The organism is Pseudomonas lutea, assembly GCF_000759445.1.
GTDB lineage: Bacteria > Pseudomonadota > Gammaproteobacteria > Pseudomonadales > Pseudomonadaceae > Aquipseudomonas > Aquipseudomonas lutea.
In genome coordinates this window covers 1,044,790-1,058,971 of record NZ_JRMB01000002.1, presented here as the reverse complement: position 1 = coordinate 1,058,971, position 14,182 = coordinate 1,044,790, and the positions used below count along the sequence as shown (strand labels likewise).

Here is a 14,182-nt window from a genome sequence, read left to right as displayed (position 1 = left end):
ACCGCATCATGCGCAAGGTTCGCTGCCGAATCCCTCGGTTCGCAGCGTGACCCTGCCGGTCACTGCGACCGCCAACTGGTAGTGACTGGCGGGTACGTCCTTGAGACACACCGCCAGCGTCCCGTTGGCGTTGTTCAGCAGCCGGCCTGTGTTGTCAAAACCGATCCGGACAGCCACTTTGCTGTTGCCTATCACCCGAACATTTCTGGGCGTGACGAATTCGCTCAGAGCCGGCTCATCCTCGTCCCTGACCTGATTGCGGTTAAGGTCCGCAAATACATTCCAGCCTCGGCTCCAGTCACCGTCTTGCGCCTGCACCATCACCGGCTGACCGCGAAGAATCGCCTCGGCCCGGGCCAGTCGCAGCCCGCTCGCCAGCTGTTGAGCGGTGTCCTGCCGCCGCTGAGCGTCGATCAGTTGTCCGAAGGCGGGAATGGCCAGCGAGGCAGCAATGCCCACTATCACCAAGCCTGTCAGCAGTTCTATCAGTGTCAGTCCTTGCTGCTTCACGAGCGTCTTCCGTTGAATGCGGCGCTCAAGCAAACACCTCCTCACGGCCGCTGACAACCGGGCCCATTGTGAACCGGTGTGTCTGCAAGCCGTCGTTACACATCCGCCGGGCAAGTGTCGGCGCATCGGCTTCAATGGTCTCTGCACAGCGGATGGCAGAGGTGGGTCATGGGAGCAAGGACGATGCAGTCAGGGATGACATTGATCGAAGTGCTGGTCGCGTTATTGGTGTTCAGTGTTGGAATATTGGGCGTGGCGATGCTCCAGCTCAACGCGCTGAAATACACCGACAGCTCAATGCGCAGCATGCATGCCAGCTTCATCGCAAACGATCTTTTCGAACGCATCCGTGCCAACCCGGGCGCCAGCTATGCACTCTCTTCGCTGAGCCAGGCGCCCACCTCTGGCAATCTGGCGGTGCCTCGCCAGCAAGACCTGTATGACTTTTCGACGCAGTTGAAGCGCGCGGTCGGCGACGATGCCGAGGCCTCGATTGCGGTGGCGGGTTCGACCGTTACCTTCACGTTGAGCTGGGACGATTCCCGCGCCAGCCAGGAGGCCGCGCAGCAGCAGACGCTCACGCTGACGGCCGATGTCTCCGCTGGGCGGAGCGCACAGCCATGAACATGTGGCAGAAGGGATTTGGTCTCGTCGAGGTCATGTTGTCTCTGGTGTTGGGATTGGTAATGTCGCTCGCCCTGATGCAGATATTCATCGGCTCAAAGAGCAGCTACGCCAGTCAAGCATCGTCCGCCAGCCTGCAGGAAGACGCCAGATTCCTGCTCAGCAAAATCGTGCAGGAGGTGCGATTGGTCGGCATGTTCGGTTGTTTGGGGAAAATCGACGACGCAAGCGCCGGCAGTGGGTTCTCCAGAGCGTTTGATGAGCCGATTCACTGGGACGCAAGCACGCGGACGCTGACTCTCACCACGGCCGCCGCCGGGGAGGGCGGAGGTTGGTCCACGTGGGTCATTCACACGGATTGCGTTTCGACCGCGACCGCTTATTCAACGGGCCGCGCACCCCGACCCGCAGCCAGCGAAACGGCAATGTCGGTGCATAAACAGGTCTATCGCTTCAACCCGTCGCGTAACGAGCTGTCCCTGAACGGCCAGCCGTTGGTGAGCAATGTGCGTGCATTTAGCGTGTTGTTTGGCGTTGCCGACTCGAACAACGAGCGCTCAATCACCCGGTACACCGTCACCGCCGAGCCCTCCCTGATCCGCAGTGTGCGACTGCCCCTGACCCTGTTCGACCCCGGAGAGCGGGTGCAAGAGCAAACCGTCGATGTTGTCGCCGCCATCCGTAATCGGCTGGGGTGAGGGCATGACCATGCATGCCCAACGTGGCGCGGTGTTGATCATAAGTCTGGTATTTCTGTTGCTGCTGACCCTGTTAGCAACTTCGTCGATGCAGAACGCCACGCTTCAGGAAAAAGTGGCCGGCAGCCTCACGCAGCGCAACGCTTCATTTCAGTCGGCCGAGACCGCGCTGCGCATCGCCGAAGCGAAGATTCTGTCACCCATTTTCGCCCTTCCGGCCTGCTCAACGCCTGCCCATTGCCTCCCGCCGCCCGAAGCGTTGAGCCTATCCGGTAGCGGCACCAGTGTGCCCTCAGGGATAGATTGGGTTAAAACGAGCGGCGGGTACTACGGCGTCCAGCACGTCGGCGAGACTGACCAGCCTGCCGGAGGCGGGGGTGACCAGATCTGGCGTTTGTATCGGGTGACCGCCATTGGCATCGCGGGCCACTCTCGCACCGTGCTCGAAAGCATGCACACGCAAGCAGGTCGCGTGATGTGGCGGCAGCGACAATGAATAAAAGACGCACCGGTTTCACCCTGATCGAACTGCTGATCGCCGTTGCCATCGTCGCGATTCTGGCCACGGTGGCATACCCGCAATACACCGAATACACCCGCAAAACCCGCCGCGCCGAGATCGCCGGGGTGCTGGTGGAAGAGGCGCAGAAGCTGGAGCGGTTTCACTCACGGGCTGGGCAATACTCGGACGTCACCGGACCGCCGGCGTTTAGCCATGAAGTGTCCGTGGGGAACGGTTTTTATCAGATAACCGCAGAGCGGAGCGAGCGAGTGTTTTTGCTAACAGCGCAGCCGCTGGCTGGAGGACTGATGGCCGGAGATGCCTGCGGCAGCTTTGTGCTGAGTGACACCGGCAGGCGGGACAATGTCGGGATGTCCGGGGCTGCCAGTGTGTCAGGGTGTTGGGGGCGTTGAGTTTGGCGAGGCACTGCCTTCCGTGGACAGGGTGGTTGAGGCGTTCATCAGGCGAAAACAGCCACACATCCCCTCGTTAAATCCTGAAACAAACGGTTGCGATACAATTTCTCCATTAAGGAGAGATTAAATGCCCAAACGGTGTCGGGGTTTTACGCTGATTGAGTTGTTGGTGACGCTGACGCTGGTGGGCATCCTCGCCGCCATCGCCGTTCCGAGTTTTAGCACGGCGATTCAAAACACCAAGGCAGACACGGAAGTCAGCGACTTTCAGCGTTTCCTCAACTATGCACGTCAGCAGGCGATAAACAGTGGGACTGTGATTCGCATCACGCCAACGGTTGCCGGAAGCGCATGGAATACGCAACTCAGTATCGTCGACCCTGCAACGCCTTCTGTCACGACGTTGCGTGTGCTATCCGCAATGGACACGGGCTCAGTGCTGACCGTCAACGGGAATCCGAGCGCTATCGATTTCAATAATCTGGGCGGTTTGGCTGCCCCGGTGCCAACGCCTGCCGCCGCGCTGAGCATTACATATACCCGCGGCACCACCAGCAGGGTGATCAACATTTGCCTAAGCGGGCGCATCGTATTGGGTAATTGCATATGAGCGCGAAAATCGACTACTCGCAGCAAGGCATGACGCTCATTGAAGTACTCGTGGCGCTGCTTGTCCTGGCCATTGGATTGTTGGGAGCGGCTGCGCTGCAGTTGAACGCATTGAAGTACACCGATAGTTCGACAATGAGCAGTCAGGCCAGCTTTGTGGCTTACGACATGATGGACCGCATTCGTGCCAATCCAGATGCGGATTACCGTTTGTCTTCCTTGGCTGCCGCACCTGCGGCGGCGAACCTGAACGTACCGCGAACCCAGGATTTGGTGGATTTTAAAAACAACATCACTAACTTCGCTGGACCCACTGGCGAGGGGGTCATCACAGTACAGAACGGCTGGGTCATGATTTCGGTAATTTGGAACGATGCGCGTGCGACCAACACAGCAAATGCGCAGCAAACCTTCACTGTAAAGAGTCGCGTTGTGGCAGACCCTAAGGCGACGCCATGAAGCATCGTGCCAGAGGCTTCGGCCTGATAGAGATCATGATCTCGTTATTGTTGGGGCTGCTGATCGTAGCCGGGATCATTCAGATCTTTATTTCTGCAAAAAATACCTATTCGACGCAGAACGCGTCCGCCGCGATGCAAGAAGATGCGCGTTTCATTCTTACGAAGTTGTCGCAGGAAATTCGTATGGTAGGCATGTTCGGCTGCCTGGCGACCGTCACTGACGCGAGCGCTAAAGCTGATTTCGCAGCCGCGCAGGCGACGCCGATTCGATGGGATAACGCCACTGCAAAGCTGACGCTAGTGACCGCTGATGTGGGAAACAACGGAGGCACACCTTCCTGGACAGTTCTCTCCGACTGCAAATCCTCGGCGACAGCCAGATCAGGGGCAGTGGCTCCTGCGGCAGGACAGTTGGCGTTCCCTATACGGCAGCTTGAGTATCAGGTTGTTAATAACCAACTCATGCTGGGAGGGGCAGCCATCGTTAATAACGTGGATAAGTTTCAGTTGATGTTTGGCACGGCCAACGCGGCCTCGGGCCCCGTGGTTACTGGATACACCGCCAACCCTGGCAACACTGATCTGGTGCGCAGTGTGCGTATCACGCTCGTGCTGAAAGACCCGACTAACCGGGTCCAAAGTCAGTCGTTCAGCGTTTTGATCGCGTTGCGTAATCGTCTCTACTAGGTGCGCCACAGTGAAAGCAGCGACACAAAGAGCATTTCCACTTACCCCCTTTCGCGAGCAAGGAATGGCGCTGATCGTAAGCCTCGTTTTTCTCTTGCTCCTGACGCTGGTCGGCATATCTTCGATGCAGAGCGCGACTTTTCAGGAAAAAATGTCGGGCAGCGTCAAGCTGCGCAATGAGTCATTTCAGTTTGCCGAAGCAGCCGTGCGTGCAGGTGAAGCGGCCGTGCAGGCAAGCAGCTACACGCTGGCGACGTGCACGAAATGCGCGCCACCGGCTGATAACGTCATTGATATAAAAGCGGGAGTCAGCGCTGCGTCCGGCGTAACGTGGGTAGCGGTGACAAACGGATTTTGGGCAGCCCAGAAAATAGCCACGACCAAAGATCCGGTGAATGTCAATTCGGTAGGGTGGGATGAAAGCAAGTCGTGGACCCTGTATCGCATCACAGGTGTTGGCGTCTCCGGTAACTCGCGAACTGTAGTGGAAAGTATCTATGCCAAGCGTTGAGTGGTACCGCAAAGCCAAACAGTATGTCTGCGGGCTCTTGCTGGGGGCATTTTTCGGTCTTTATGGTTCGGCGACAGCTTACGCCGCGTTTATTCCTTCGGACTCGCCCTTATTGACTGCAGGTTCCGTCACGCCGAATGTCATGCTGCTGGTGGACGACTCCGGCAGTATGAACAGCATCATCTGGGCCGCCGGGTTCGATCCCAATGCGGATCCGGTGCAAGTGTACGGCTGCAGTTCCGATTTCAACTGCAACAACGTCACCTCTCTGGATATGACCGACACCAACTTTTTTGTAGGAAACCTACGCAGTGGCGGGTGTGATCCTGGATTTGATGGCTTCTATAAGTTCACCACACGTACCCGAGTCTGTCTTAAACTCCCCGATCCTGTGGGTAACGGCAATACGCGATATACCACTGCCTACATCAGCTACTTGCTTTACGCCACTTCTTCGTCCACCAAAGACTACACATTGGATAAAGTAGCGGTCCCCAACGATTACCGAATCAACGTTGCTCGCAGCGTCTCTGCGGCCCTGGTCGCAAGTAATCGGAATTTGCGAATCGGTTTGGCGACCTTCAACCCCCCTACTGCCGGCAATTCCGGCCCAGGCGGCAACATAGCGAGGGCAATCAGCGACCTAACGCAAACGAAATTAACCACGTCCGACGATGCAAATAAGAACTACAACGATTTGATTAATTCAATCAAGGGGCTGTCGGCAATTGCGAATACGCCGTTGGCCGAGACGTACTATGAAGTAACTCGGTATTTCCGCGGATTGGCGCCCTACTACAACACGACGCCAACGACTTATACGAGCCCCATCCAGTACCGCTGCCAACGCAACTATGGTGTCGTGATCACCGATGGCTTGCCCACTTACGACCGGACTTTCCCCACCAACGATCCCCAGGGCGGCGCGAGTTTGCCGAATTGGGATGGCAAAAATAATGACGGGGACAACCTCAATGGCGATGGCGAGGGTGACACGCTCTACCTCGACGACATCGCGAAATTTGCCTACGACATCGATATGAGAACCGGCGGTACCGATGGCGCAGGCAAGAGTTGGGATGCGCCAGATTTCATCAAGCAGAATATGTTCACCTACACCGTGGGCTTTACCGCCGCGAATGCCATGCTTTCTGACGCGGCCGTTTACGGCAAAGGAACCTATTATCAGGCAACCGACAGCGCGGGCCTGAACGCGGCATTGTCGGCCGCGCTGAATGACATTACTTCTCGCGCAGGCACCGGGGGCGGCGCAGCCTCGAACTCCTCTTCGCTGTCGAGCAGTTCTGTTTTCTTTCAAACCCAATATGACCCCACTGACTGGCGCGGCACGATCAAGTCATTGGCGATTGCAGCAGATGGCACAGTCAACACGGCGCAGCCCAACTGGTCCACCGATCTACAGATTGTTCCGGGTATCAAATCAACCTATGAGTCTTGGAACACCCTGACGAACAAAGTCATCCCTCTCTCGTTCCTCAGCTTTTCCTTACCGCAGCAGTTGGCACTCAGCCTCAATCTCCCATTGGGAGTGTCCGGCTCAGACTTGGTTGAGTGGAGCAAGGGAACGAACAAAACAGGGCTAAAAACGCGGACGGTGCTTTTGGGGGATGTGATTAATTCCCCGCTCGCTTATGCCTCTCCCACGGCAAACCCTGCTTCGGACCCGGCCGCCGATAACAGTTACACCACTTACCTCGATATAAAGGCTGGGTCGATGACGCCTAGTCTCGTCGTCAATGCCAACGATGGGCTGGTCAATGTCATCGACCCGGCCTTGGGAACCAGACGGTACGCCTACATGCCGTCCACGGTTCTTCCTAACCTGCATTACGTCGCTGATACGGATTACATCAACGGCGATTCCCACAAGTTTTTGGTGGATGGCCAGATATCCATCGTTGACGTGCAGTTCGCTTCGTCATGGAAAACTCTGGCCATTGGCGGTACTGGAGCAGGGGGGAAAGGGTTTTATGCGTTGCAATTGTTCAACGCCGATAAGTCAAACACGGTCAAGGCGCTTTGGGACATAAGCAGCGGTTCTACCGGATACGCCAATATGGGGTACGCCTACGCCAAGCCCGAGGTGGCCCAATTGCCGGATGGTCGATGGGCCGCTTTCATTGCCAATGGTTATGGCAGCACTAACGGCGTGGCGTCACTGTTTGTGGTGGATGTCAGCAACGGCTCCCTGATCAGAGAGATACCGGTCGATACCTCCGGCAACAACGGCCTGTCCTCAGTGAGGTTGCGCGTCGATGCCCAGAGCATGGTTCAGTATGCCTATGCAGGTGATCTGAAAGGGCAGATGTGGAAGTTTGATTTCAGGGGACAGACTGCCGCCTCCTGGAAAGTGGCGTTGGGGGGCAGTCCACTGTTCACCGCTGCTGGCGGGGCGAATCAACCCATCACTGCGCAACCGGTGGTTTCGAACAATCCGAACGGCGGCAAGATGGTTTACTTCGGAACAGGCAAATTACTTGAAACTGCCGACAAAACCTCTCTCACGACTCAAGCGTTTTATGCCGTGTGGGACAATGACGCTACGAGTGCCAACTACCGAGAAACTGACCTCGTCGCGCAGTCCATCAATGGAGTGTCCAGCGGCCCGAATGGACAGTTCTTTACCACCACTCAAAACGACGTGAACTACGCCGCCAAGAAGGGCTTCTACCTCCCGCTGATCTACAACAACGTCGCTACGGGGGAACGGGTTATCTACCCTGCGGATCTAGCGTTTGGGCGGGTTCGATTTACCACGGCCATCGTCGACACGGGTGATCCCTGCTCTAGTTCGGGGTCAGGCAGATTCGTGGATTTGGACGCGTTAAGCGGGCGTATGCTCAGTTATCCAGTGTTGGATACCAACAATGATCGGCAGATTAACAGCGCTGATAACAATTCCAGCGGCTTTCTGGTGAGCGGCGGTGTGCCTTATCTGGCCGCAGCACTGGATAAGGACAACGGCAATCAGGAAATTGTTCTAAGCGGCGACCCGGCCAACCCTGCTGTCGCGACAGAGTTGGGTGGCGTTTCAAACCGGCGCATCATGTGGCGGCAAACGAGATGAGGAAGAGAAATGGCTGGCTGTAAGGCACGGGGTTTTACCCTGATAGAGTTGATGATCGTGGTCGCCATCGTCGGCATTCTAGCGGCGATCGCATACCCCAGTTATACAGAGTATGTGAGGCGCACTCATCGCGCGGAAATCGCAGGGGTTCTGATGGAGCAGAGTCAGGTACTGGAGCGTTACTTCACCCAGAATCGTTCCTACAAAGACGCCACCGTGATAGCTTCGAACGCGTGGTACAACGTTGCTGTGGTGGCTACCGATACGACTTTTATTCTGACGGCCACTCCAGCGCCCAACTCCATGATGAACGGCGACAAGTGCGGCAACTTCCAGATCACCAACACTGGCTTGCGCACTAATTCCACCGGTCTGTCGAACAGAGAGTGCTGGGGTCGTTGAATCCATGCAAATGAACAAGCGCTGCCCGCTGTGCTAGATCAAAACGTAGTTATCATCGGCGGCGGCGTTATCGGCCTCCTGACTGCGTTCAACCTCGCGTCCAAGGTCCGAAGCGTCACACTGATCGACCGCTTGCTCGTCGGCCAGGAGTCCTCATGGGCGGGCGGCGGCATCGTTTCGCCGCTGTACCCGTGGCGCTACAGCCCTGCCGTCACGGCGCTGTCGCACTGGTCTCAGGATTTCTATCCGCGGCTTGCCGAGCGTCTGTCGGCAATGACGGGCATCGACCCGGAAGTCCACAAGACCGGCCTTTACTGGCTGGACCTTGATGATGAAGCGAAGGCCCTTGAGTGGGCAGCGAGGATGCAGCGTCCGCTGACGTCGGTGGATATTTCCGCTGTGTACGATGCCGTGCCGGTCTTGGGCGGTGGGTATTCGCGTGCGGTGCACATGGCCGACGTCGCCAATGTTCGCAATCCGCGTCTGGTCAAGTCGTTGAAGGCCGCGTTGATGGCGATGCCCAACGTTGTGATTCGGGAGCACTGCCAGGTGGCTGGCTTCGTGCGTGACGGCAACCGGATAACGGGTGTGAGGACCGAGGAGGGCGACGTCCTCGGCGACAACGTCGTCCTGGCCGCAGGTGCCTGGAGCGGGGACTTGCTCAGCAGCTTGGGACTGGCACTGCCCGTTGAGCCGGTCAAAGGGCAGATGATCCTCTACAAGTGCGCCGCCGACTTTTTGCCGAGCATGATCCTGGCCAAAGGTCGTTATGCCATCCCCCGGCGTGACGGGCATGTCCTCATTGGCAGCACGCTTGAGCACGAAGGCTATGACAAGACGCCTACCGAAACGGCCCTTGAGAGTTTGAAAGCATCGGCGATCGAGTTGATCCCGGCGTTGGCCGATGCGCAGGTCGTCGGGCATTGGGCAGGGTTACGGCCGGGTTCGCCCGACGGCATTCCTTTCATCGGGCCTGTGCCGGGCCACCCGGGTTTGTGGCTGAACTGCGGGCATTACCGTAACGGCCTGGTGCTGGCGCCCGCGTCGTGTCAATTGCTGACAGATTTGCTGATGGGGGAAGCGCCGATCATTGATGAGACGCCTTATGCGCCTGCGGGAAGGCTTAACGTATGACGGGTCCGGCGGACGAACAGGTTCCAAAAAAGGAACGATAGGTCCCTTTTTGGGGCTTATCAAACGCTTTACCGCATCACTCAAGCCCCAGTTTCTTCAACCGGTAGCGCATCGACCTGAACGTCAAATTCAGGCGCTGCGCCGCCGCTGTGCGGTTCCAGCGGGTTTCTTCCAGCGCCTGAAGAATCAACTTGCGCTCGACGCTTTCCAGATAGTCTTCCAGGTTGTCGATGTCGGCCAGGCTCGGCCCGTCCTGCTCGGCTGGGCGCGAGGGTTCGGCCAGACGCAGATCGTCGGTACTGATCTGGTCGGTTTCGCACAGCGTGTAGGCCCGTTCGAGCATGTTCTCCAGCTCACGCACGTTGCCAGGGAAACGGTAAGCCTTGAGCGCCGCCAGCGCGTGAGGCGGGAGGAGAGTGGCAGGCTCGCCGGCAGACTCGGTCAGGCGGCGGAGCACCGCGTTGGCAATTTCCTCGATGTCTTCGCGCCGTTCGCGCAACGGCGGTACGCGCAGCTCGATGACGTTCAATCGGTAATACAAATCCTGCCGGAAACGCCCTGCGGCCACTTCCTGATTGAGGTCCTTGTGGGTCGCGCACAGCACGCGAACGTCCACCACTTGCTCTTGCTGACCGCCAATGGCGCGCACTGACTTTTCCTGTATGGCGCGCAGCAGTTTCACCTGCATCGCCAGCGGCAGATCGGCCACTTCATCAAGAAACAGCGTGCCGCCGTTGGCTGCCTGAAACAGCCCGGGCTTGTCTTCATGGGCGCCAGTGAAGCTGCCTTTACGGTGCCCGAAGAATTCGCTCTCCATCAGCTCAGACGGGATCGCCCCACAGTTGACAGGCACGAACGGCTGCTCGGCGCGTGGACCCTGCTCGTGAATCAGCCGGGCAACCAGCTCTTTGCCGCTGCCGGACTCGCCACTGATATAGATCGGCGCTTGGCTGCGGGCCAGCTTGGCAATCTGCTTGCGCAGCGCCTGCATGGGCGGCGAGCTGCCGAGCAAACGATGGTCAATCCGATGATCTTCCGCGGGTGCGACTCGCAGACGCAAGGCGCTGCTCACGAGTTCACGCAAGCGAGTCAGGTCGACCGGTTTGGTCAGGAAGTCGAAGGCTCCGGCTTTCAGGGCATGAATAGCCGTGTCTAGGTTGCCGTGTGCGGTGATCATCGCCACCGGGACCTGGTTGTGACGCTTCTGAATGTGCTGCACCAGCTCCAGTCCGTTGCCATCCGGCAGGCGCATGTCGGTCAGGCACAGATCAAAGGGCTCGCGCGCCAGCCATTCCTGCGCCTCCTTGACGTTGCGTGCGCTGCGGGTCTCCAGCTTCATCCGCCCGAGCGTGATTTCCAGCAGCTCGCGGATGTCCGGCTCATCGTCGACGATCAGGATTTTTTGCCGTTGGCTCATGTTCAACTCAGCTTGAACGGATGGGCGAAGGTTATCCGCATGCAGCTTCCGCCACCTTTCCGTGGTGTGTAATTGAGGCTCGCCTGATTGCTTTCGCAAAGCTCGCGCGACAGGTACAGCCCAAGGCCGGTTCCTTTGCTTTCAGTGGTGAAGAAGGGCTCGAAAATCTTGGCAAGGTGCTCCTGGGCGACGCCCGGTCCGTCATCAAGGACTTCCAGGGTGGGGAGTTCGCTGAGCGGGGCCTGAAACAATCTTAGCCAGACTTGGGCACTTTGGTGCAGGTGACCACTGTAGCGCAAACCGTTTTGCACCAGATTGGTCATCACCTGGTGCAGTTGCTCGGCGTCCATTTGCGTGGCGAGCACGCCCGGGCTGATGTCCAGGTGCACCGCTTGGCCGACCGGCAACTCGTCGCGAAGCTGGCGAACGAAATCTTCCAGCCACTGCTTGAGATCGAGCAGGTGGGGTTCGGTCTGACGTCGACGAGACAACTGCAGAACATTCTCGATCACCTGATTCATCCGCCGCGACTGATCGTGAATGATCTGACTCAGCCGCCGGTCCGGGCCGCTCAGTTCGTCCGACTCCAGCTGCAGTTGCGCAGCATGACTGATCGCGCCCAGCGGGTTGCGGATCTCATGGGCAATACCGGCCGTCAATCTTCCCAGTGCGGCGAGTTTAAGCTGCTGGGCCTGTTGTGAAATCTGTGAGAGGTCGTCGAGAAACACCAGCGTGTGGCGATGCTCGCCGCGAGCCAATGCGATAAAACCGGGGCGCAGCACCGGGCCAATCGCTGAGGTGGTAATGCTGCGCGGTGCCATTGACGGGTTGCTCAGCCACTGTCGCAAGCGTTCTATCAACTGTGGAGAATAGGCGTCGATGATTTCGCCGAGCAGGCGCTCGTGGCCCAGCAGGTTCAGCGCGCTCTGGTTGGCCAGCAGCACTTTGTGGTCTTCGTCGAGCACCAGGATGCCGGTGCGCATGCGCTGCAGGATCAGCGCGTTCAGTTCTTCGAGATTGTCGACGTCTGCCGCACGACGTTCGGCGATGTCCTCGCTGAGCTGCAGGCGGCGCGAAAGGGCCTGAACCAACATTGCCGCCGCAAAGCACAAGGCACCGAGCGAACCGGCCTGCACGAAATGGTTGGCGGCGGACGGTGTGTGGTAGCTGATGTAAAACGTCAGGTAAATGATGCCGATCGCCGACGTGGCGGCAATCAGCAACCCGGTGCGCTTGCGCAGCAGCACATTACTGATCGCAACCGACGCGATGATCAGGTTACCGATGCCGCTCGGCGCACCGCCGCCTGCGTAGAACAGCGCGGCCAGCATGAGCGTGTCGGTCATGGCCAGCGCGAACAGCTGACCCTGCCGGGTCGGTCGTTCAAGCAACACGACCACGAGGATGTTGAGCACCAGGTACAGCCAGCAGCCGATTCGAAACAGCTCGATATCGGCAAGCTCCAGCAGTTCGGCGTCCAGGCTGCTGGAGATCAACAGCACCAGCAGCACCCCGATGCTGAGACGGTACAGGTGATACAGCCGCAGGATGCGCTGGGCCTGAGGCGTGGTCAGCGACAGGCTTTCAGCGGTCACGTGCCGCCGGGCCTTTCAACAGGTGCGCCTGGGTGCAATACCACTGCTGGTCCTGACTCAGGGCGCGATCACGCGGTACATGCACGCCACATTGCGCGCAGCGGACCATGGGCGCGGCGTCGATCTCGGGTGTCGCGGGTTTCGGCCGCGGAGCAGGGCCTTTGACCAGTCGTTTGAAAAACCAGATGGCCGCCGCGATCAACGCGACCCACATAATCAAGCGAATCATGTTTGTCAGCTTATGAAGTGAAGAGCGCGCAGTGTAGCCAAGCCGCTGTCAGGCGCACAGTCATCTCCATCGCCGCACGCTGTCGGAAAACGGTCGGACATGAAAAAAGGCCCCGAAGGGCCTCTTTTGGCTGACGCTGGCAAGGACTGAACTCAGTCAAACAGGCCAAAGGTCATGTAGCTGAAGATCGAGCGGCTTTTTGGCGTGCCGTCATCGTCGTCGTTTTTCTTCTCTTCGTCGGCCGACTGGTTTTCAGGCAACAGGTCCGCAGGAATGGCTTCCTTGGCGTCCTGATATTGCTTGATCACATCCTGGTTGGCGCGGGTCTCGCCTGGTGGCAGTGGCGGACGGCTTTCGATCAGGCCCAGCGTTGCCTTGGACAGCCACGAGCGGTTATCGGCCTCGGCAGTACGTGCTTCAAACTTGCCGTCCACCAATTGCGGGTGATCCGGGTAGTTGGTCTTCAGCACTTGCAGGCTGGTGTCCGCGAGGTCTTCCAGGTGCAGACGTTGATAGGCCTCGACCATAACCGCCAGGCCGTCACCGACCGACGGTGTTTCCTGGAAGTTTTCGACGACGTAACGGCCGCGGTTGGCCGCCGCTACATAGGCCTGACGCGTCAGGTAGTAATCGGCAACGTGGATTTCATAAGCCGCCAGCAGGTTGCGCAGGTAGATCATGCGCTGCTTGGCGTCAGGGGCGTAGCGGCTGTTGGGGTAGCGGCTGGTCAGCTGGGCGAACTCGTTATAAGAGTCACGGGCAGCGCCAGGGTCACGCTTGGTCTGATCCAGCGGCAGGAAGCGGGCGATGATGCCGACGTCCTGGTCGAACGAGGTCAGGCCCTTGAGGTAATAGGCGTAGTCGACGTTCGGGTGTTGCGGGTGCAGACGAATGAAACGCTCGGCCGCCGATTTGGCTGCTTCCGGCTCGCCGTTTTTATAATTGGCGTAGATCAGCTCGAGTTGCGCCTGGTCGGCATAGCGACCGAACGGATAACGCGACTCCAGCGCCTTGAGCTTCTCGGTGGCGCTGTTATAGCTGTTGTTGTCCAGATCGGCCTGCGCCTGCTGGTACAGCTCGACTTCACTGAGGTTTTCGTCGATGACTTCTTTCTTCGAAGAACAGGCAACAGTAAGTCCGAGGATGGCTATCAGCAGCAGGTGTTTCACTTGCATGGCGGCTTGCGTCCCTATAACGGCCTGCTGTCTTGCGCAGGACCGTCCTGTTATGATGGGCGCCCCGTGGAACCCCCGGGACAAAAGACGCCGTATTTAACCACAAGCGCACAGCCGAAACCAA

At 58.4% G+C, this 14,182-nt stretch carries 16 protein-coding genes; 11 read left to right on the top strand and 5 right to left on the bottom strand.

All coding sequences use genetic code 11. The features are described 5' to 3' along the window. Positions 1-6: 6 nt before the first annotated feature. Positions 7-510, bottom strand: coding sequence for a GspH/FimT family pseudopilin (locus LT42_RS17015; protein WP_037015412.1), 504 nt, complete (start codon positions 508-510; stop codon positions 7-9). A gap of 168 nt (positions 511-678) precedes the next feature. Between LT42_RS17015 and pilV (LT42_RS17010) the strand changes: the two genes are divergently transcribed. From pilV (LT42_RS17010) to thiO, 11 genes are all read left to right on the top strand, one after another. Continuing rightward, positions 679-1,134 (top strand): type IV pilus modification protein PilV, encoded by a 456-nt coding sequence (gene pilV, locus LT42_RS17010; protein ID WP_037015409.1) that lies wholly within the window; start codon positions 679-681, stop codon positions 1,132-1,134. Continuing rightward, positions 1,131-1,832 carry a PilW family protein gene (locus LT42_RS17005; RefSeq protein WP_037015406.1) on the top strand — a complete coding sequence of 234 codons (702 nt, stop codon included), beginning with the start codon at positions 1,131-1,133 and terminating at the stop codon, positions 1,830-1,832. Before pilV (LT42_RS17010) ends, LT42_RS17005 begins: the two co-directional genes overlap by 4 nt. A gap of 4 nt (positions 1,833-1,836) precedes the next feature. Further along, positions 1,837-2,328, top strand: coding sequence for a pilus assembly PilX family protein (locus LT42_RS17000; RefSeq protein WP_037017462.1), 492 nt, complete (start codon positions 1,837-1,839; stop codon positions 2,326-2,328). Further along, positions 2,325-2,747 carry a type IV pilin protein gene (locus LT42_RS16995; RefSeq protein WP_037015403.1) on the top strand — a complete coding sequence of 141 codons (423 nt, stop codon included), beginning with the start codon at positions 2,325-2,327 and terminating at the stop codon, positions 2,745-2,747. Before LT42_RS17000 ends, LT42_RS16995 begins: the two co-directional genes overlap by 4 nt. A gap of 130 nt (positions 2,748-2,877) precedes the next feature. Continuing rightward, positions 2,878-3,360 carry a GspH/FimT family pseudopilin gene (locus LT42_RS16990; RefSeq protein ID WP_037015400.1) on the top strand — a complete coding sequence of 161 codons (483 nt, stop codon included), beginning with the start codon at positions 2,878-2,880 and terminating at the stop codon, positions 3,358-3,360. Continuing rightward, positions 3,357-3,818: a type IV pilus modification protein PilV gene (gene pilV, locus LT42_RS16985; RefSeq protein WP_037015398.1), complete on the top strand. Its 462-nt coding sequence runs from the start codon at positions 3,357-3,359 to the stop codon at positions 3,816-3,818. Before LT42_RS16990 ends, pilV (LT42_RS16985) begins: the two co-directional genes overlap by 4 nt. Beyond that, positions 3,815-4,507: a PilW family protein gene (locus LT42_RS16980; RefSeq protein WP_037015395.1), complete on the top strand. Its 693-nt coding sequence runs from the start codon at positions 3,815-3,817 to the stop codon at positions 4,505-4,507. Before pilV (LT42_RS16985) ends, LT42_RS16980 begins: the two co-directional genes overlap by 4 nt. Positions 4,508-4,571: 64 nt before the next feature. Next, a complete protein-coding gene (locus LT42_RS16975) occupies positions 4,572-5,018 on the top strand; it encodes a pilus assembly PilX family protein (protein WP_052075319.1) in 447 nt (148 codons plus the stop codon). Next, positions 5,005-8,106: a pilus assembly protein gene (locus LT42_RS16970; RefSeq protein WP_037015388.1), complete on the top strand. Its 3,102-nt coding sequence runs from the start codon at positions 5,005-5,007 to the stop codon at positions 8,104-8,106. The genes LT42_RS16975 and LT42_RS16970 overlap by 14 nt, the downstream gene beginning before the upstream one ends. A gap of 9 nt (positions 8,107-8,115) precedes the next feature. Continuing rightward, positions 8,116-8,508 carry a type IV pilin protein gene (locus LT42_RS16965; RefSeq protein WP_037015386.1) on the top strand — a complete coding sequence of 131 codons (393 nt, stop codon included), beginning with the start codon at positions 8,116-8,118 and terminating at the stop codon, positions 8,506-8,508. A 30-nt stretch (positions 8,509-8,538) separates the two neighbouring features. Then, positions 8,539-9,642, top strand: coding sequence for a glycine oxidase ThiO (gene thiO, locus LT42_RS16960; RefSeq protein WP_037015384.1), 1,104 nt, complete (start codon positions 8,539-8,541; stop codon positions 9,640-9,642). Between the two features lie 76 nt (positions 9,643-9,718). Here the strand turns inward: thiO and LT42_RS16955 are convergent, their stop codons facing one another. The 4 genes from LT42_RS16955 to LT42_RS16940 all read right to left on the bottom strand — a co-directional run bounded on the left by LT42_RS16955 (position 9,719) and on the right by LT42_RS16940 (position 14,058). Further along, a complete protein-coding gene (locus LT42_RS16955; protein ID WP_037015382.1) occupies positions 9,719-11,059 on the bottom strand; it encodes a sigma-54-dependent transcriptional regulator in 1,341 nt (446 codons plus the stop codon). Between the two features lie 2 nt (positions 11,060-11,061). Next, complete coding sequence (locus LT42_RS16950) at positions 11,062-12,654, bottom strand: sensor histidine kinase (protein ID WP_037015379.1); 1,593 nt, start codon at positions 12,652-12,654, stop codon at positions 11,062-11,064. Then, the gene (locus LT42_RS16945; RefSeq protein ID WP_037015376.1) at positions 12,644-12,883 is read right to left on the bottom strand and encodes a PP0621 family protein; all 240 of its coding nucleotides are present in this window, start codon (positions 12,881-12,883) and stop codon (positions 12,644-12,646) included. Before LT42_RS16945 ends, LT42_RS16950 begins: the two co-directional genes overlap by 11 nt. Before the next feature lie 152 nt (positions 12,884-13,035). Continuing rightward, the gene (locus tag LT42_RS16940) at positions 13,036-14,058 is read right to left on the bottom strand and encodes an outer membrane protein assembly factor BamD (protein WP_037015374.1); all 1,023 of its coding nucleotides are present in this window, start codon (positions 14,056-14,058) and stop codon (positions 13,036-13,038) included. Positions 14,059-14,182: the final 124 nt, after the last annotated feature.